The following is a 16,961-nucleotide window of genomic DNA, read 5'->3' as shown; positions in this document are numbered from 1 at the left end:
CATTGTACCATTTGTTTCGCCAAATATGAAAAATAAAAAAATTCTTATCTTCTTTTTTTATATTCATCCTGTACTAGATGAACAAATTCTTTTTGTTTTTTCTCGGAATTTATTATTGCTTCCATATTTGTAGAATTCAAAATATACTTCTTGATTTTCCTATTACTCCAAATTAAACTTGTATACTTTGTATCTTCGTGTAACTTTCGAAACCACTCAAATTCGCTTAATTTGGCAATATGGTGTTTTAATTTCATGTCATTTCGAGGATAAAATAAAATAACATTTGCTATTACATCAAATAATGAGTCCAAGTTATTCCCTCCTATAACTTCTTTAATGAAGATATTAAAGGAATGTTAAAAATCATTGTTTCACCAATTCAAAATAAATTACACCAATATGTACATCAAGGAACTAAGTTCTACAATTTAATATGTAATACGAAAGCATTATATAACCTTCATTTTGATTTAGCATATGAGCTTATCTTTTAGAAAGAAGGTTTGCAATATAGAATGGAAAAATCCTAATAGTGCATTAGAGATATTTATTATTTTTCATTATAGTTTTTATAGCCTTACCATATCAATTTGGGAATTTTGTCCGTTTAGAAAACCATTTAGATACATTTAGCCATATATTGTACGCCAATAATATAGTAGTAAGAAATTTACAAATGAAAGATATAGAAAGAGTAAGGTGGCATGGTTAATTACTCATGAAGGTATAGTGCGTTAGATGAATAAATAGGCTTCATTTGCAATAACATAGTATGTTTTCCCTTTACTGCTGTGTGCTTTGTACTGTGGCGAACCATTGACACTCACTTTTGCATCAATCATAAATCCCTGCATCTACAGAACCAGCTCCATCTTTATATTTCCAAGATGGAGCATCCTAGAAACGTAGATTGTCCACTTTGAAAACAATACGTTTTCAAGGTGGACAAATAAACTGTGCTTTTCTTATCGAGTAGCAACAGATACTTCTGAAAGAAATAGACTACATCGTAATAGGGGTTATATTCACAGCTGTAATTTTACAAGTTGAAATTGCAAACCTAACGGTTGTAGTTGGATTTATAGGTAATGTCCCTAGTACTATCCCAAGTCCTGTTTGTTCCACGCTAAAATCTGCTGCAATAGAACCATTACTTGCTAAAAGACTTACTGTAGATCCGATAAACGCATCCAGTAATTGTCTAATTGGTCGTTCACGACATTCACACTCGCATCCTACATCGGTAGGTGGAAGTAATGTAATAGGTGGTCCTGGTGGTAAAAAACCTACCCCTGTTACATCAGATATATTGACCACAAAGGTTGTGATGCCATCTGTAACTGTAACTAAAAAATCATTCACAGAAGTGATAGTAAATAGAAAGAAAAGCGGGGGCGTGTTGGGTGTGTCTGCAATAGTGCCAAGAATAACAGTTTCTCCAATAAGTTGTTGTAAAACACTTTGCATAGGTAAAACACAGCAATCACAAAGACAACCTTCAGTTCCTCCTGTTGGACCCGTTACTCCTGTTGGACCCGTTACTCCCGTTGGACCCGTTACTCCTGTTGGACCCGTTACTCCCGTTGGACCCGTTACTCCCGTTGGACCCGTTACTCCTGTTGGACCCGTTACTCCTGTTGGACCAGTTACTCCTGTTGGACCAGTTACTCCCGTTGGACCCGTTACTCCCGTTGGACCCGTTACTCCTGTTGGACCCGTTACTCCCGTTGGGCCTGTCCCTCCTGTTGGACCTGTGGGTAAAGTAAATGGTGGGATTGGGGGAAGTGTAGGGCCAATTAAATTTGGATTTAATGCATTAGCTTGAAGTATCCCATTTATCTTTTGTATTTCATTTTTATCAAACACATAACTACCTCCTATGAGTGTACTATACTGTAGTAATACAGTTACAAATACATAAACTTCATTGATCGTAATATAATATGTTTTCCCTATACTATTGTGCGCCTTAAATTGTACTGAACCTTCCATATTTAACTTCCTAAAAATTGTAAACAGTTCACCTACATCTACAAAACCATCCACGTCTTTATCCTGCCAAGATCGAGCATTATAGAAACGTAGAATATTAACTTTAGAAACAACACGCTTTCCTACAATAGAAGAATCTACTGTACTTTTCTTACTAAACTTCACATAGGATGGATTGTTCTTAATCCATTGCTCTCCACCAAGGTTTAACCAACCAGGCTTTTCGCCCCATTCAACATAAGCTTCTGATTTATTTAGTTGACGAATCTTAGAATAGCTTGTGTCTGGTCCTTTACGTAAATTAACGTTGTAGCCTTTAATATAAGCTATACCATCGGTTACAGCTGTTGGTACTTCTGTTGGTTTAGGTGGCTTTCAGGTACAGAAACATCCACACTAGAATTATTGTATGCGCGTTGTACATCAGCACGGGATTGAGCTCCTGATCCCCCATGAGATTTTAAATAATCAAGTTGATCTTCATGATCTGTACCGCCAAGGTATTTAATCACATCGTAGTGAATCCACAATCCTTTTCCTACAGATAACTTGTTATCTTTTAAGATTTCCGCTAAAAGTTTTACGTATTTTTCATATGAACGCTCGAGCTTTGTATGGTCTGCTGTTTCACATAACTCTACATGTACAAATCGTTTATTAGCAGCAGGTCCACCGCCATATGTAATGTATTTTATATTAGCGATTTGGATTGTTTCATCTCAATCAACAGCATATTGAACAAATGCGTTTCTTCATGTACGAGATTCATACTTTTGAATATTTCAGAAGTCGCTGTACTATGAGCTACTACGCCCTCATAAACACCTACGCCAAAACGATATGGTTGTTTTGGTAAATTAGGGATAAAAAACGTTCTATCAGCAAAAATACTTGTAGCAAACGAACCAGCAAGTACTAGAATCATAAGGAACGAGGTAATTAGCTATATTAAAACCAGCTAAAATTGGAATGAATGTAAGTGATTGATTATTTATATCCTTAATTCCTTTCAATATTATTGTTGTATTCGGATTCATATACGCTATAAACAATCTAATAATTATTGTCAAGATAGCTGATATTAAGAAATCAAAAGTTTTTTCTGCCTTCGTCGCAGAACGCAAATAATTCATTGAAACCTCTATCGGAAACTTATTTGCTTTCCAAAACAGATTTTCTCTTCATCCATCTCCATATTCGTATCCGCTTAACAAGCATTGTTTTATTTTGAACAGGTATTCGCTTATAAATATCGAAATATACAATAAGAAAAAACAATAAAATTGATTATTCTTTCGCTTCTTTGTCCATCCTTTTAAAAAATCTATTTTTTGGAAAAGGAGTGTTTATATGGAGAAACAGACACTTTGGAAAAAATTCAAAAAAAGCTCAGTAAACCTCGGTAAATCCAGCGTATATGAAAGTATTATTTTATTTTACACAATGAAAAAGAAAGAGTTACCTACTAAAGCGAAACTCATTATATTAGCCGCTTTATCCTATTACGTATTAACAATCGATTTCATTCCAGATATAGCTGCTATTATTGGGATTGGCTTATTAGATGATGTTTTAGCAATCGCTGTAGCGCATAAATATGTTATGCGACATGCGGATGCTGAAATTCGAGAGAAGAGCAAAGTAAAAATGGAGTCATTATTTACTTCAGCACACATTTAACGAAGAAAGATAGGCTCTTACTTGTCTTTTCTCACTGCCTAACCATCATCTATAGCTTTTAAACAAATGATTTGAACAGTGTTAATACAGAAAAAAGAACTAAAATAATCTTTTAGTTCTTTTTTGTCAACTCAATTTATTTTTGAACAATAGTTAAAAGAGCCTATTTTAATTTACCAACTAAAACAGGCTCTTTACTAATTTAAATTTACAAGATCATCATCATTTTACGCTATACTTTGCTACTTCAACAACATTTCTCTTTCATCGCTTTCATCATAGACATAGTAGTCTTCATCATTTCATCACATTCATTCATTTTCACCATCATTGCCTTATCCATTTCTACATCCATTTGCATCATGTTATTCATCATCATTTTCATACACTTCATTTCACACATCATTTTTTCCATAGACATCATCATGTTTGTTGTTTCTACCATCATAGTTTTTTCCATATTAACATCCCCCTAGAATTTTTATGTTACAAGTATAAAAATTCCTTTTCGTTTTTCTAAAACCTTCTTAGTTTACCTCATACAAATATTTATCAATATATTTCCCTCTCAATTCGTCATTGATTAACTTTATTTATTGTCACGCTGAAACGTAAATATAATAAAAAGCATCTTATTATAGATGCTTCCTTGTCTAACAATTAAATTATTAACACTATGAAACTCCATTTGTTTCGTAAACATAGGGTAAATCTATTATTTTTATAAAATTCATAAATCCAACTATAACGTATTACAGTTTCATTCATATACTGTAGTAGATCACTAGAAAGGAGGCGTATATATGGAAAGTTGTATTGTGTTCGTAAACGGCCAACCTTTTTTAGTACTCACAGTTGCTGGCATCGAAATTGCTAGATTGGAAATTACTCTTCAAGTAGCACTAGCTTTGAGAGTTCTCGGTATTCCAATCTGTGGGTAATTCATTTAAGTAAGTTTAAAAGAGAGCTTTCGCTCTCTTTTAAACTCTTGTCAAAAAATGCACTTCTATACACTTAGCAAGTGTGACTCATAGCCTTGTAGAAATTATATAATAAATATACAAGCATTTACGTTAAAAGAACTTTCTTTAACACACACATCTGCAAACAATTTAACATCCTCTTCATATCACGTTCTTTATAGTGATTCAGACATGCTATTTGAATCCAGTTATTCTTTTGTAAATATGCTGATTCATAATGAACAATATATCCTTGTAATGCTAATGCATCACCTACTGCCTTAGAACACTGCCCTTCGTTTAATTGAATGGTAAGAACAATTTGAGCGGCATGATCTTTAGGTGAAACAAGCTTTAAACCCATAGTATTAATAGCTTGTTCAATATAAGCATACGCCTCTTTTATTTTTTCAAATGCCTCTTCATCTTCAAGTCGCTTCAATGCTTCTTGCAATGCATAAATTAAATTCCATGAATGGGAGTATGGGATACTTTCATTTTCTTCGTACATACCAATGTCCATATAAGCAGGTACTGCCTCGTTTACTTTTACAATGTGGTTATGAAAAACGAAAGATAATCCTGTATATGATTTAATCGCTTTTCCGCTAACACCACTTGCAAAATATACATCCTTCAAATTTATTGGTATTGCTCCAATTGAGCTTATACAATCTACACATAGTTTCATTTGATATTTTTTACAAAGAATGTTTAGTTCTTCTAAATTATTTAACATTCCAGTTGATGTTTCATGGTGAACAAACCAAAGCCATTCATAATTTCCAGTTACCATTATTTTTTCTAATTCTGTATAAAGAAACGGCTCTGCCATTTCTTTTTTATGCGTATCATAATGTAATTGCGCACGTGTTGCATGTCCCACTAACCTATTTCCAAATTCCCCATTTGTTAAAACTAGTCCTTTCCCTTTTAAAGAATTCAACTGTAAAGCAATGGCATCATTCGCTAACGTCCCTGTTCCTAACATTATTTGCACACGTTTTGCTTTTGTTATTTGCAGTAAACGTTTTTTTACATTTTCCATTGTCACTTGAAATGACTTAGAACGATGCGAAATAGGCTTAGTAGAAAATGCCTTTCGAACATTTTCTTCAATATCCACTGGACCAGGTAAAAACGTATATTCTTTCGTCATAATACCCCCAACACTCGACTCTTCAAACATAGCTGGGGTAACATACATTGGCTGGAAGGCTGCTTCTTCAGTACCAACTAACGTATGGAAAGATTTGAATCCCATTTGCTCATATAAAGGTAGTTCACGTGTTGTAGCAGAAATGAGTGCCAATTCATATCCATTTAGAAGCAAATAACGATGTAAAAAGCGAATTAAACCTAACAATGCTCTTCCATTTCGATATTCACGTTCTACTGAAAGTAAACGAATTTCATATACATTTTCTCCATGTTCTTGCAAATAAAAATCTAGATTTGGAATTTTATAATCTAACGAGAATGGTCGTTTTCCTCGCAATGCAACCATACCTACTAACTTATCGTCATCTAAACAAATTAAATATGTATTTTCTTCATGGAAACGATCTATACGAACACGATCTTTCGTTTCTTCATGTTGCGGAATTTCTTCTACAAATGTTTTATAATTCAATTTTTGTATACTTTCAAATTCCCAAGCTTGATCAGCAACTTTATAAATTAACCCCATGTTGTATCTCCTTTATGTATTTAATAAAAATTATAAGTGGAGATTAACTCCACTTATTAAAAGTTCATTTCATTCTCGATTTACATATAAAATAAGTACAATGATAAGTGCACTTAAAATAGTCGTAACAATAGAGTAAGAATACAAAATCATGCAAACTGGTAAACAAGCGATTGTAATTAGTCCGGGCTTAGTAAATCCTTTAAAGATTAAATAAAATATAATGAAAACAGCAATAAGAGTAAGCGCTATCAAATAATCAAATGCAATTAAACCTCCAATAAATGTTGAAATGCCTTTTCCGCCCTTGCCTTTAAATAAAATTGGGTAAATATGTCCAAGTATAACAGCCAGTAAAGCTAACATTACAAATGTAGAATCTTCGAAAAGGTATTTTGCAATAGAAACTACGATTGCCCCTTTGATCGCATCACCTAAAAATGTAGCGACGAAAGACCCTTTTCCATATACGCGCCCCATATTTCTTGCGCCAGGATTACCACTTCCTTCTTCACGAATATCAACATTATGTTTCCATTTCGTTACTATATAAGCGGTCAATATGTTTCCAAATAAATAAGAAGCCACCAAATACAAAAATTGCATACTATTAATCATGTAATCATTCACTTTCTACATGGGAGTACTTATACAATATTCAATGACTATGTATATTGTACTTTTTCTTGCTTTACATCCCTTTGTATATTTTAACATCATATTTTTACAAATCATACAAAAATTCTCATACTTCTATTTTATAAAATATACACCCTTCATTAAATGATATGTTCCTTTCACTGCCATTTCTGATGGTGATACGAATATAACTTCTCCCATACTTTTCTCACAGCATTTCTTAAATTCAGCATATATTTCAGGTACTGAACACAATATACTACCACTAACTGCAATTAAAGGTGATAAATCAAACTGCATCTTGTTGTAAATATTCACCGTAATTATCGTTAATTCCTTAGCCGCTTGCAGAATAATTTTATGTGCATCATCATTCCCATTCCTCGCTTCCTCTATAATTAATGGTGCAATTGCTGCAACTTTATCTTTTGAAGAACTATATACTAGTCTTTTTATATGAGATGATGTTAAAAGTCGAAACTCGTCTTGAATCCTTAAGCTTAATGGACAAAGTCTAACTCCTTGATCAAATTGATTTGCCATTCTCTTTAAACCTTGTAACGCAATCCAATAACCGCTTCCCTCATCCCCTAAAATATGTCCCCATCCACCGCTATACTCGTACACTTCGTCTTTCTTTCCTATACAAATTGCACCTGTACCACCTATAGTTAATATTCCATTCTTACCTTTTAAAGCAGCTGCATGTGCAATCATTGCGTCATTAAAAACTTCAATTTTCGTTTCATATTTCTTTATTAATCGTAATGTTAATTCATTTGTATTCGCTCCACTTATACCCGCTAACCCTAAACAAATACAAACGCAGTGCCCATCTATTAAAGCTTTCTTGCATTGATCGATCGCCTCCATAATATGCAAAACTGCTTTTTCATAATCTATTAATATATTTCCAAACCCACTCGTACCTCTTACAACTTCGTTTCCGTCTTGATCAAATGCAATTGCTTCTGTCTTCGTGCCCCCACCATCTACTCCAATCATATACTTCATATGTTCGCCTCATTTTCATCATCTTATTGGAGGGAATGTTATATTCCCTAAAACTACAGATTGCTTTGCACCTGTTGTGCTTGGCACATTACTCGGATTACGATGATGCGTTTCGTTTGCTAATATCGCAAAGGCGATTGCTTCTTTCGCCTCTGAAGAATAGCCTATATCTTCTTGAATGAATATCGCGCACTTTTCTTCCTTCAATCCATTTCGTATCATTTCAACAAGTGTACGATTATAACTGCCCCCACCACCTAAAATTACTTCATCGATTTCATAATACGGCAGAATAAACTCCTTATAATGATGAACAATTGAACTTGCTGTAAACATCGTGACAGTCTTCAAAAGATTTTCTTTACCATGCTTTTCAAACCGCTTCAATAATTCACTTACAAACTCTTCTCCAAACTGTTCTCTACCAGTTGATTTCGGTGGATTCATTTTCAAAAATGGATGGTTCATACAATATGTCAAAATTTCATCTACAACTACTCCTTGTTTTGCAATCCTACCATTTTGATCATATGGCAACTGAAATAATCTTTGACATACATCATCGATTACCATATTTCCTGGGCCAGTATCAAAAGCAATAACGCTCTTATCACTTAGATGACTTGGTATTACTGTAACATTACCGATTCCGCCAATATTTTGTAGTAATCTATTTTTAGTTTGATGACGATACAAAATGACCTCTGAATATGGCACAAGTGGTGCACCTTGTCCCCCTGCTGCCATATCCATCGTTCGAAAATTAGAGATAACCGTAGTGTTCGTTTCATATGCTATAACTGCTGGTTCTCCAATTTGCAATGTGGAAGGAATCATATTACCATCTTGCTTTGGCTGATGATAAATCGTTTGTCCGTGAGAACCAATTACATCTAATTGTCCCAAAGGAAAATTGGCCTCTTTACAAACTTCCTTTACAGCATTGGCGAAGCATAAACCGAGTTTGAAATTTAAACTGCATATGAGTTGTACATTTGAATTCTCTATTGATAATGCCTGCTGGATCTCATTTTTCATATCATTACTAAATGGCACAGTAGTAAAATGGATGAGTTCAACTTTAGAACCTACACCGCTTCCTTCTATATGAACGAGTGCTACATCTATTCCATCTAATGAAGTACCGGACATAATCCCTGCAATATACATAGCATGCATGACCTCCCCTTTACTAAAAAACAATCATGTAAGTTACAAACGTACAACCGATCGAAAATAATATAAATCTATAAAATAACTGAGCTTTTGATGCAAACGATCCATCAATAAAAGAAACAACTACTGTAAGCAAAATACTTGCCGCAATGCTTGTAACGAGCCATATACTATGCATTTGTGATAGATGTAGCATTCTTAATAAAGGTACGAAAAGGAAATTCGCACATATCACTCCAAATAATAATAAGAATACACCTTTATAACTAAATTTTATATTCATTCCATTTCACCCTCTCTGGACTTCATGTGAAAGAAGTGATAGACAAAATGCCTATCACTCAAAAATAAAATATTAAACTTACGGATTAACAGATTCCCCATCACCATTTTTCTCAATTTCAAGCATGTTTTTGTCGTACATTTTAAAGAATGGTAAATAAATAAGGAATGATATTGTTATGTTTATAAATACGAGTACAATCGCTCTCCAATCCCCACCTGTTGCTAAATATGCACCAATTGGAGCTGGTAATGTCCACGGCGGCATAATATGTGTTGGCGTTACAAATCCCATCGCAGTTGCTGAATATGCAACAGTTGCTGTTACGAGTGGTGTAATGATAAACGGGATAATTAAAATTGGATTTAGTACAATCGGTAATCCGAAAATAACAGGTTCATTAATATTAAAAATACCAGGAACAATACAAGTTCTTGATAATGCTTTCGAATATTTTGATCGACCAAATACAATCATAGCTAATACAAGCCCTAACGTCGCACCAGAACCGCCAATCCATATAAACCATTGGTATAACGGCTCTGGTGATATGAATGGTAACTGATCTGCTCCACTAGCAACTGCTTCACCATTTTTCCCTAAGTATACTTCCCATAATGGCCGAGCAACAGTTCCAACAACCGACACACCATGGATTCCGAATGACCAAAAAAATGTAATTAAAAACACTGGAATGATTACACCGAAGTAACTATCACCAGCTTTTACTAACGGTGCCGCTAATTTATCAACTACATGATGTAAATCAATACTAAAAACGACAGTTACTAAACTCATTAAAATAATAACGAATGCAGCAGGTATAAGTGCTTCAAACGAACGTGAAACAGACGGCGGTACTTGTTCTGGCATTTTAATCATTACATTTTTCGTCTTACAAAATCTTAAAATCTCAACTGATAAAATAGAAACAATCATTGTCACGAATAATCCATGACCTCCGAGATTTGTCATCGGAAGCATAAACCCTTTTTTATCAATTAATTCAGGCGTTAATGTTAATAGTAATGAACATACTGCAAGCTGTGCTCCTGATAAAGCATCTAGCTTATAACTTTTCGCTAAATTATACCCTATTCCAAATGCTATATATAAAGACATAATAAACATCGTTAAACGATATGGTATTAATATACTTGTTTGATTTTTTAATGCCCAAACAGATATGAAACTATCTTTCGGTAATGGTGGAAATGCTACGATTAAAAAGAAACTTCCTACAATAATAAATGGTAACGCTGAAATAACTCCATCACGGATTGCTTGTAAATGCCTCTGTTCAGAAAGCCTTGCCATCGGTCCAGATAAGTTTCTATCAAGAAACGTGACAAATTTATTCATAACGCTTCCCCCTAACTAATTAAATCATTTACAGTTTTTAATAAAGTCGGTCCGCCAAGCGGCGTGTATGCTTGTGGCGGTATGATACCGCACGGGATAGATTCCTCTTCTGCGAATTTTTTAACAGAGTCAAATCTATGTCTTACTTGAGGTGCAACCATTACAACGTCCCAGCCATTCTTTACTTCTTCCTCTATCTCACTTGTTCCAATGGCATGGACTTCCATGTTTACACCTTTTTTCTCCGCCTCTTTTTTTAAAGCGTTTACAACAATTGCGCTGGACATTCCTCCAGAACAAACGAATAAAACTTTCATTATTGAATCCTCCTATACTTATAAATTGTTTCTTTCAAATGAAAGAAAGTTTCACTTTACTAACAAGCATATGAAGAAATGAAACGATTTAGTTATACTGAAAGTAAATTTCACTAAAAATATTTTTCCTATTAAATTAATGTTTCAATATTTATTTTTCTCAATTGCAGGGCCAACCTAACATCATATATTATTTTAAATAATCGTATAATAGGGAGGCGTATAAATGATTATGAAACGTTTAGTAATGATGTGCTATATCGTCATCTTGTTTACTCCTTTCTCTTTCATTTCCCCTCACTCTACTTATGCTGAAGTAAATACTACTTACAAAAAACATGAATTACGCGCTGTATAGATAGCATCTGTTCTCAATATTGATTGGCCTTCAAAAACTGGCTTACCTATTGAAAAGCAGAAATAAGAATTTATAAGACTATTAGACGATGTAAAAAACACTGGTATGAATGCAGTCGTTGTACAAATTAAACCGACTGCTGATGCTTTCTATCCTTCAAATTACGGTCCTTGGTCTGAATACATTACGGGTACACAAGGAAAAGGGTTCTGGTGCAAAAATAAAACAAAAGAGAATAAAGCACATATATTCCTAACGGAATCGTATCTTATATTACAAGTCCAAACAATTGATGGATAAATTCTTTTTGATTTTGGACAGACTGGTTCCGTAAAGCAATCTGTTCTTTTTTAATCATATGCATGGCTTCTACTCCAGAAAGAATGGATGTAGCTGTGTCAAAAGATTTAAGACCTAGCATAGAACGGATTCGCTTCTTTATAAAGCGATGATCTTGTTCTACTATGTTATTCAAGTACTTTTGTTGTCTAAGTCGCATACCGCTAGGTATGCTTTTTTCTTTTTTTAACTGTTCAATTGCTATCGGATAAGCTGGATTCTTATCGACTGTTATCACACGTGGCCTTGAAACATGAAAAGACCGCAAAGCTTTCTTGAGAAAGCGCCTTGCAGCCTTATGATCTCTTGTTTTGCTTAGGCAAAAATCGATTGTGTTTCCGTTCGAATCAACAGCACGATACAGGTACATCCATTGACCTTTTACTTTGATATATGTTTCATCGACTCTCCAAGAGTCATTTATTTGTTTGAGGTAACGTCGGATCCATTTGTCCAATTCAGGAGCATACTGATGAACCCAACGCATAATCGTTGTATGGGAAATGGATAAACCCCGTTCCTCCATCATTTCCACCAAATCACGAAAACTTAGGTTGTACCGTAGGTACCATCTTACCGTTAATAAAATAATATCAGGCTGATAGTGCTTCCATTTGAACCAATTTTTCTTTTCCATACCAATCACACACCTTTTTAGAGTATTAGTATGTCCAAGTTTTATAGATTTTTTGCACCAGAACCCATTTAGGCATTCATTTCAATAGATGCCTAAATGGGTGTTAAGGAGCATAGAAACTTTGGAATTCACTTCTGGTTTCACTTATGAATTTAAAGATTTCGCCACTCATCACATGCCTTGCGAATATTTTTACGCATATTATTTGTAATTTCTAACCTGTCATTTAAGAAAGCATCTCTCTGTGAGATTATCTCATCTTTAGCACCCAAATAGACCCTTTGAATAGATGAAGCATTTCTACCAGCTTCCGTTAATCTATAACGTGGGATACCTGGAGATTCTGTGTACCATAGTGGATCTGTTAGTGATATAGGATCAGAATCATACATATGAACCTTTGTGTCTAAATTCTCATCCCATTCATCTACAAAATTAAACCTGTATTTGAGTGTAGGATAAGAATTAGAAGTAGTAGGAGTAGTAATCATATCGTAAAGTCCACTATTAGCATACATTGCATCACCTATACTTACATTTGTAAAGTAAACTAATTTGTCACCACGTGGTTCACATAAAGCAGCATACTCATCCCCACAACGACTTAAAGTAGCTTTATACCCAGAGTCAATTTCACTAAGAGATTTTATGTCAGTTAGATGCAAAGTACAAATGTAAACAAGGGCTGTTATACCTTCAAACGTTTCAAAACGTACTAAATCTGATACTAAATCTGAACCATCGTCATATATGCCGTGTAAAATATTTACATCACCGCTCTCTGGATAGCCCTGAAGACGTCTCGCAATACTGTCACAATTAGCTACATAGTGATCTAAAAAGGCTTGGTCAATTATTTTTTTAACCCTATCACAAATTTCTTCTACTGCTTGTTTCACCGCTTCTTGAGCACTATCTTCTGATGGAAACATTTCGCTTATTATTGCTGTACCTATTGAAGAACCCAAAGAACTAGCTCCTATTTCTAATATTTTCTGCCAGTTTAACTCGTTATTTATCATAATGAACACTCCTTTATAATTTAGAATGCTCACTATCATTTCAGTTTTATACATTTTTATACCCTTATGCATTTTGGACACACTTTAAGCGGTTTGGTATATACAGATATATGAAATTATCGGTGTTTCAAGAATCGGCTTTACCCCTATACGATAGCCCTCTTCAAAAAATATCTACCGTATTTGCACATGTGGACACGTGGACATTTATATAAGTTCGCATTTACACATTTACACATGTGTAACAATCCACTACAAACTTGTAGCCAAAAATACAAAAAAATTAAATGATATATGGGCTACTATTGGTACTTTTATATCCCTAGTCTTTTCATAAATCCACTCATATAGGCATCCGTTTATAAAGTAAGGGAAGAATCAAAATGCATGGCTGCAAGGATACCATTAGCAATGACAATCGCTGTTGTACGATTGATTGGTTCAAACAGTTTTTCTATTCGGGGTTCAGCCGAGATACGTGTAAAAACAGGTTGCGAACTATATTTTACATAAATGTTAAATATTTACATTTATTTTACATGAATGTAAATTTTTTACTCTTTATTCCTTTCTCAATTGTGGAATTTTTTTCTTTAATTATACTTAATATGGAAGTCTAATGTTAGTTGTAGGATTTTGAGATAAGACATTTATCTTAAAATCTTACTGAGAGGAGTGATTTATGTATGACTTAAGAATTAAATGAAAGTAATATGCTTCTAGAAAAATCAAAAAAGACTTGGAAGTTTTAGACTCCTATGCTTTTTTATCTTATTCATCAAAAAATATAAACAATATTGTTCAAAATAAATATTCATTTAATAAATCCACTTGTGGAATTATTGAGAAAATCGGTATTTCGTATAAACATTAGAACAGATCTGAATGAAAGGACTGAATTATATGAACAGAAGAAAGAATGGTAAATTACAAAAACCAATCAAGTTGTTTGCGACATCCGCTATTTTAGCAACCACGTTATTTGTACCTATTAGTGCAAACAATTTAGATGTACATGCTGAAACTGCACAAGCTGCAACTCAATTTGAACAGAGGGAGTTCGACCTTCCAGCAACAAGGAGTTATTGGGATGAAGCGAATAGAGAAAGAAGAGGTAACCAAAAAAATTATATGCCAACAGGAATCTATGTAAAACCAAATGAGCAGGTTACAATTACAGTATCAGGAACACAAAAGATTAGAGCGATTATTGGGACCCATCAATATGATAAAGAATGGGGAAAAGAAATTGATCTTTCTCCTGGTTCTAATACCATCTCTTCTCCAAACGGCGGCTTATTAGGATTTGATAACTATCAAGATACAGGAACAGTTAAGGCGAAAGTAACACAAGGTGGTATCCCTGTTCCATTCTTTGAATTAGGGAAGCACACGAAAGAAGACTGGATTACCATGATGAACAAATATCCAGATGCACATGCTGTTCAACTAAAGTCAAAGAAAGCAGTACTTACCGTAACTCGTAATAGTGCCAATAAATATATTGTGAATCAAGACCCTATTCCTCTATTAGAAAAATACGATAAAATGATTGAGGCACAAGATAAGATATCAGGGTTATCTGAAACAGACCTTAATCCTTTACATCAGCCAACTCGTCGTATTTGGGCTTTTGTAGAAAACCCTAACGCACAAAGTTGGGGCATGTATGCAAGTTTGGATGGAGCCGTTTTTACGACTGCTGGTGAAGCAATCAAAAGCACTTTAAATGCAAATGAGTTTGGATGGGGACAAATGCATGAAGCGGGACATGCAAGACAACAATACCCATGGACGTGGAATGACTTAAGAAGTATGGGTGAAGTAACTGTTAATCTATATTCTTTAGTTGCAGACAAGAAAGTATATCCAAATAAACCAACACGTTTAGAATCAGAGGGAGATTATAATAGGGCCTTTGCATATCTAAAACAAACGAATAAAGAATATAAAAATATTGACGACCTGTTTGTAAAACTTGTTATGCTTTGGCAACTGCATTTAGCGTATGGTGAAGATTTTTATCCGTATCTTCACCAGCTATATCGAGGGATACCACATGATCAGCTTCCAAAAACAGATGAAGAGAAAATCCAAGCGTTTATTTACAATACATCGTTAGTAGCAAAACAAAATTTGCTTCCTTTCTTTGATCAGTGGGGACTGAAAGCATCACCAGAAACACGACAAAAAATCGAAGCTTTGAATAATCCAACATTAGTTGCACCTATCTGGGAAGCAACTGATTCTAAGCCCGTTAAACCACTAGCTATATTGTCAAAAAAAATAATGAAGGTAAGTGCAAATAGTGAGGAATCATGGCGTGATCCAGCAAGTAACGCGATCGATGACAATCCAAATACAATTTGGCATAGTCAATGGAACGCACCAAATCAATATCCATACAATTTAACGCTAGATCTCGGTCAACAAATACGAACCATCACCCAAGTAGCATATCTTCCAAGACAAGATTGGTCAGAGAATGGTATTATTTTAAACTACAATATTTATACAAGCATGGATGGTTCTAACTATAAAAAAGTAACGTCTGGAACATGGGACAATAATAGAGGGAAAAAATTTGCAACATTCGAACCTATTTCTGCGAAATATGTAAAACTAGAAGTAACAAACGGCATAAATGGGTATGCTTCAGCAGCTGAAGTAGATGTTTTAGGATATTAAAAGTTTGCGCATTTCATTTTTTGTTTTTACTTTGAAGTTTCTGATATGAAATTATATGAAATATTACAGTCATATCTTTCAAATTCAAATGATAAAAATAGATCCAAATAAAACAACATAGAACTATGTTGTCATTATAACAAAAAAATTATGTTATAGTATTTACTGAACATATGAATAGGATAACAACTATCTGCTGTTGGCAAGTAGTTATTTATCTAATAAAAAGATCACTTGTTTCCAAGACAAGTGATCTTATATATATAATAATACAAATAAAAAATAAATCATTATTACTAATGGGGTATCACAAACAAAACGCGAATTTCGTACGCTAAGGGGTAATCGGCTTTTTACTGTTAACTCGTTTGTAGTAATCGAAGGAAGATTATATTTATAAGTATGGGTTGAATTCATCCATTTGATACTCTTTTTTTATTTCATTATTTAAAATCGTAATTGTAGGATTCAGGCTTTTCAATTTATTTATTGTTTGATTTGCATCTTTTATCTTATTTACTTCCAATTGAAGCTAGAAAAATATGACACTTATACAAATGAATAATATATAAACATAAGACCACCGGTTTAATAAATCAGTGGTCTTTTATTTAGAGAAGAATTTAGCTAATTAATTTCATGTTTTGAATACAAAGCGATTGCAACCAATGGTTTTAGCAATTAATATTTCTTGTTTCTTATTTAGGTAGATATGAAATTTATATGCTTTACTTACTAACATAGGGTGCACCTCACCTTTTTATACGATATCTACAGTATAAAAAAAACGTAGGCTTAC

Annotated in this window: 16 protein-coding genes and 5 pseudogenes; 4 read left to right on the top strand and 17 right to left on the bottom strand. The window is 33.9% G+C overall.

The window, feature by feature from the left end; genetic code table 11:
* Positions 1–44: 44 nt before the first annotated feature.
* From LCF45_RS12100 to LCF45_RS27055, 5 genes and pseudogenes are all read right to left on the bottom strand, one after another.
* Complete coding sequence (locus LCF45_RS12100; RefSeq protein WP_002127415.1) at positions 45–314, bottom strand: hypothetical protein; 270 nt, start codon at positions 312–314, stop codon at positions 45–47.
* A 423-nt stretch (positions 315–737) separates the two neighbouring features.
* Positions 738–939: pseudogene (locus tag LCF45_RS12095) on the bottom strand (N-acetylmuramoyl-L-alanine amidase); the annotation flags it as partial.
* A 66-nt stretch (positions 940–1,005) separates the two neighbouring features.
* The gene (locus LCF45_RS27060) at positions 1,006–1,869 is read right to left on the bottom strand and encodes an exosporium leader peptide-containing protein (protein ID WP_139358505.1); all 864 of its coding nucleotides are present in this window, start codon (positions 1,867–1,869) and stop codon (positions 1,006–1,008) included.
* A 42-nt stretch (positions 1,870–1,911) separates the two neighbouring features.
* Positions 1,912–2,920, bottom strand: a pseudogene (locus tag LCF45_RS12080) (N-acetylmuramoyl-L-alanine amidase); the annotation flags it as partial.
* Positions 2,874–3,128 (bottom strand): hypothetical protein, encoded by a 255-nt coding sequence (locus LCF45_RS27055; protein ID WP_318670424.1) that lies wholly within the window; start codon positions 3,126–3,128, stop codon positions 2,874–2,876. The gene LCF45_RS27055 and the pseudogene LCF45_RS12080, both read right to left, overlap by 47 nt.
* 217 nt (positions 3,129–3,345) lie before the next feature.
* Between LCF45_RS27055 and LCF45_RS12075 the strand changes: the two genes are divergently transcribed.
* The gene (locus LCF45_RS12075) at positions 3,346–3,675 is read left to right on the top strand and encodes a YkvA family protein (protein ID WP_002127411.1); all 330 of its coding nucleotides are present in this window, start codon (positions 3,346–3,348) and stop codon (positions 3,673–3,675) included.
* A 247-nt stretch (positions 3,676–3,922) separates the two neighbouring features.
* Here LCF45_RS12075 and LCF45_RS12070 read toward each other — a convergent pair whose 3' ends face one another.
* Positions 3,923–4,135 carry a hypothetical protein gene (locus tag LCF45_RS12070; RefSeq protein WP_000416118.1) on the bottom strand — a complete coding sequence of 71 codons (213 nt, stop codon included), beginning with the start codon at positions 4,133–4,135 and terminating at the stop codon, positions 3,923–3,925.
* 343 nt (positions 4,136–4,478) lie between these two features.
* Here LCF45_RS12070 and LCF45_RS12065 point away from each other — a divergent pair, with 343 nt between their 5' ends.
* A complete protein-coding gene (locus LCF45_RS12065) occupies positions 4,479–4,616 on the top strand; it encodes a DUF3956 domain-containing protein (protein ID WP_002127410.1) in 138 nt (45 codons plus the stop codon).
* Between the two features lie 127 nt (positions 4,617–4,743).
* Here LCF45_RS12065 and LCF45_RS12060 read toward each other — a convergent pair whose 3' ends face one another.
* From LCF45_RS12060 to LCF45_RS12030, 7 genes are all read right to left on the bottom strand, one after another.
* Complete coding sequence (locus LCF45_RS12060) at positions 4,744–6,327, bottom strand: aminotransferase class V-fold PLP-dependent enzyme (protein WP_263894849.1); 1,584 nt, start codon at positions 6,325–6,327, stop codon at positions 4,744–4,746.
* Between the two features lie 69 nt (positions 6,328–6,396).
* A complete protein-coding gene (gene plsY / locus LCF45_RS12055; protein WP_002127407.1) occupies positions 6,397–6,945 on the bottom strand; it encodes a glycerol-3-phosphate 1-O-acyltransferase PlsY in 549 nt (182 codons plus the stop codon).
* 135 nt (positions 6,946–7,080) lie between these two features.
* Positions 7,081–7,980: a BadF/BadG/BcrA/BcrD ATPase family protein gene (locus LCF45_RS12050; RefSeq protein WP_002127406.1), complete on the bottom strand. Its 900-nt coding sequence runs from the start codon at positions 7,978–7,980 to the stop codon at positions 7,081–7,083.
* An 18-nt stretch (positions 7,981–7,998) separates the two neighbouring features.
* Positions 7,999–9,150 (bottom strand): anhydro-N-acetylmuramic acid kinase AnmK, encoded by a 1,152-nt coding sequence (anmK, locus tag LCF45_RS12045; protein ID WP_263894885.1) that lies wholly within the window; start codon positions 9,148–9,150, stop codon positions 7,999–8,001.
* A 22-nt stretch (positions 9,151–9,172) separates the two neighbouring features.
* Positions 9,173–9,439 carry a hypothetical protein gene (locus tag LCF45_RS12040; protein ID WP_016126936.1) on the bottom strand — a complete coding sequence of 89 codons (267 nt, stop codon included), beginning with the start codon at positions 9,437–9,439 and terminating at the stop codon, positions 9,173–9,175.
* Positions 9,440–9,517: 78 nt separating this feature from the next.
* Positions 9,518–10,801: a PTS sugar transporter subunit IIC gene (locus tag LCF45_RS12035; protein WP_033731045.1), complete on the bottom strand. Its 1,284-nt coding sequence runs from the start codon at positions 10,799–10,801 to the stop codon at positions 9,518–9,520.
* A gap of 11 nt (positions 10,802–10,812) precedes the next feature.
* Positions 10,813–11,118: a PTS sugar transporter subunit IIB gene (locus tag LCF45_RS12030; RefSeq protein ID WP_000865895.1), complete on the bottom strand. Its 306-nt coding sequence runs from the start codon at positions 11,116–11,118 to the stop codon at positions 10,813–10,815.
* A gap of 226 nt (positions 11,119–11,344) precedes the next feature.
* Between LCF45_RS12030 and LCF45_RS12025 the strand changes: the two are divergent.
* Positions 11,345–11,680 (top strand): annotated as a pseudogene (locus tag LCF45_RS12025) (family 10 glycosylhydrolase); the annotation flags it as partial.
* Positions 11,681–11,744: 64 nt separating this feature from the next.
* Here the strand turns inward: LCF45_RS12025 and LCF45_RS12020 are convergent.
* The 3 genes and pseudogenes from LCF45_RS12020 to LCF45_RS12010 form a co-directional block, all read right to left on the bottom strand.
* Positions 11,745–12,452, bottom strand: a complete 708-nt coding sequence (locus tag LCF45_RS12020; protein WP_002127399.1) for an IS6 family transposase — start codon at positions 12,450–12,452, stop codon at positions 11,745–11,747.
* Between the two features lie 152 nt (positions 12,453–12,604).
* Entirely contained in the window at positions 12,605–13,474 is an 870-nt protein-coding gene (locus LCF45_RS12015) for a hypothetical protein (protein WP_078203994.1), read from the bottom strand.
* A gap of 252 nt (positions 13,475–13,726) precedes the next feature.
* A pseudogene (locus LCF45_RS12010) lies at positions 13,727–13,932 on the bottom strand (CPBP family intramembrane glutamic endopeptidase); the annotation flags it as partial.
* A gap of 445 nt (positions 13,933–14,377) precedes the next feature.
* Here LCF45_RS12010 and LCF45_RS12005 point away from each other — a divergent pair.
* Positions 14,378–16,162 carry a M60 family metallopeptidase gene (locus LCF45_RS12005; protein ID WP_078203986.1) on the top strand — a complete coding sequence of 595 codons (1,785 nt, stop codon included), beginning with the start codon at positions 14,378–14,380 and terminating at the stop codon, positions 16,160–16,162.
* Positions 16,163–16,808: 646 nt separating this feature from the next.
* Here the strand turns inward: LCF45_RS12005 and LCF45_RS12000 are convergent.
* Positions 16,809–16,904: pseudogene (locus LCF45_RS12000) on the bottom strand (helix-turn-helix domain-containing protein); the annotation flags it as partial.
* Positions 16,905–16,961 lie beyond the last annotated feature (57 nt).

The sequence above is a fragment of the Bacillus sp. 41-22 genome (assembly GCF_025809295.1).
Classification (GTDB): Bacteria; Bacillota; Bacilli; order Bacillales; family Bacillaceae_G; genus Bacillus_A; species Bacillus_A mycoides.
Note: the sequence above shows the minus strand (reverse complement) of the source record. Positions and strands in the feature narration are given on the sequence as shown.

Excerpts from the sequence above, each read along its gene's own strand:
- LCF45_RS27055 (WP_318670424.1), bottom strand. The coding sequence starts at position 3,128 with ATGAATTATTTGCGTTCTGCGACGAAGGCAGAAAAAACTTTTGATTTC.
- LCF45_RS12075 (WP_002127411.1), top strand. The coding sequence starts at position 3,346 with ATGGAGAAACAGACACTTTGGAAAAAATTCAAAAAAAGCTCAGTAAAC.
- LCF45_RS12070 (WP_000416118.1), bottom strand. The coding sequence starts at position 4,135 with ATGGAAAAAACTATGATGGTAGAAACAACAAACATGATGATGTCTATG.
- LCF45_RS12065 (WP_002127410.1), top strand. The coding sequence starts at position 4,479 with ATGGAAAGTTGTATTGTGTTCGTAAACGGCCAACCTTTTTTAGTACTC.
- LCF45_RS12060 (WP_263894849.1), bottom strand. The coding sequence starts at position 6,327 with ATGGGGTTAATTTATAAAGTTGCTGATCAAGCTTGGGAATTTGAAAGT.
- plsY (WP_002127407.1), bottom strand. The coding sequence starts at position 6,945 with ATGATTAATAGTATGCAATTTTTGTATTTGGTGGCTTCTTATTTATTT.
- LCF45_RS12050 (WP_002127406.1), bottom strand. The coding sequence starts at position 7,980 with ATGAAGTATATGATTGGAGTAGATGGTGGGGGCACGAAGACAGAAGCA.
- anmK (WP_263894885.1), bottom strand. The coding sequence starts at position 9,150 with ATGTATATTGCAGGGATTATGTCCGGTACTTCATTAGATGGAATAGAT.
- LCF45_RS12040 (WP_016126936.1), bottom strand. The coding sequence starts at position 9,439 with ATGAATATAAAATTTAGTTATAAAGGTGTATTCTTATTATTATTTGGA.
- LCF45_RS12035 (WP_033731045.1), bottom strand. The coding sequence starts at position 10,801 with ATGAATAAATTTGTCACGTTTCTTGATAGAAACTTATCTGGACCGATG.
- LCF45_RS12030 (WP_000865895.1), bottom strand. The coding sequence starts at position 11,118 with ATGAAAGTTTTATTCGTTTGTTCTGGAGGAATGTCCAGCGCAATTGTT.
- LCF45_RS12020 (WP_002127399.1), bottom strand. The coding sequence starts at position 12,452 with ATGGAAAAGAAAAATTGGTTCAAATGGAAGCACTATCAGCCTGATATT.
- LCF45_RS12015 (WP_078203994.1), bottom strand. The coding sequence starts at position 13,474 with ATGATAAATAACGAGTTAAACTGGCAGAAAATATTAGAAATAGGAGCT.
- LCF45_RS12005 (WP_078203986.1), top strand. The coding sequence starts at position 14,378 with ATGAACAGAAGAAAGAATGGTAAATTACAAAAACCAATCAAGTTGTTT.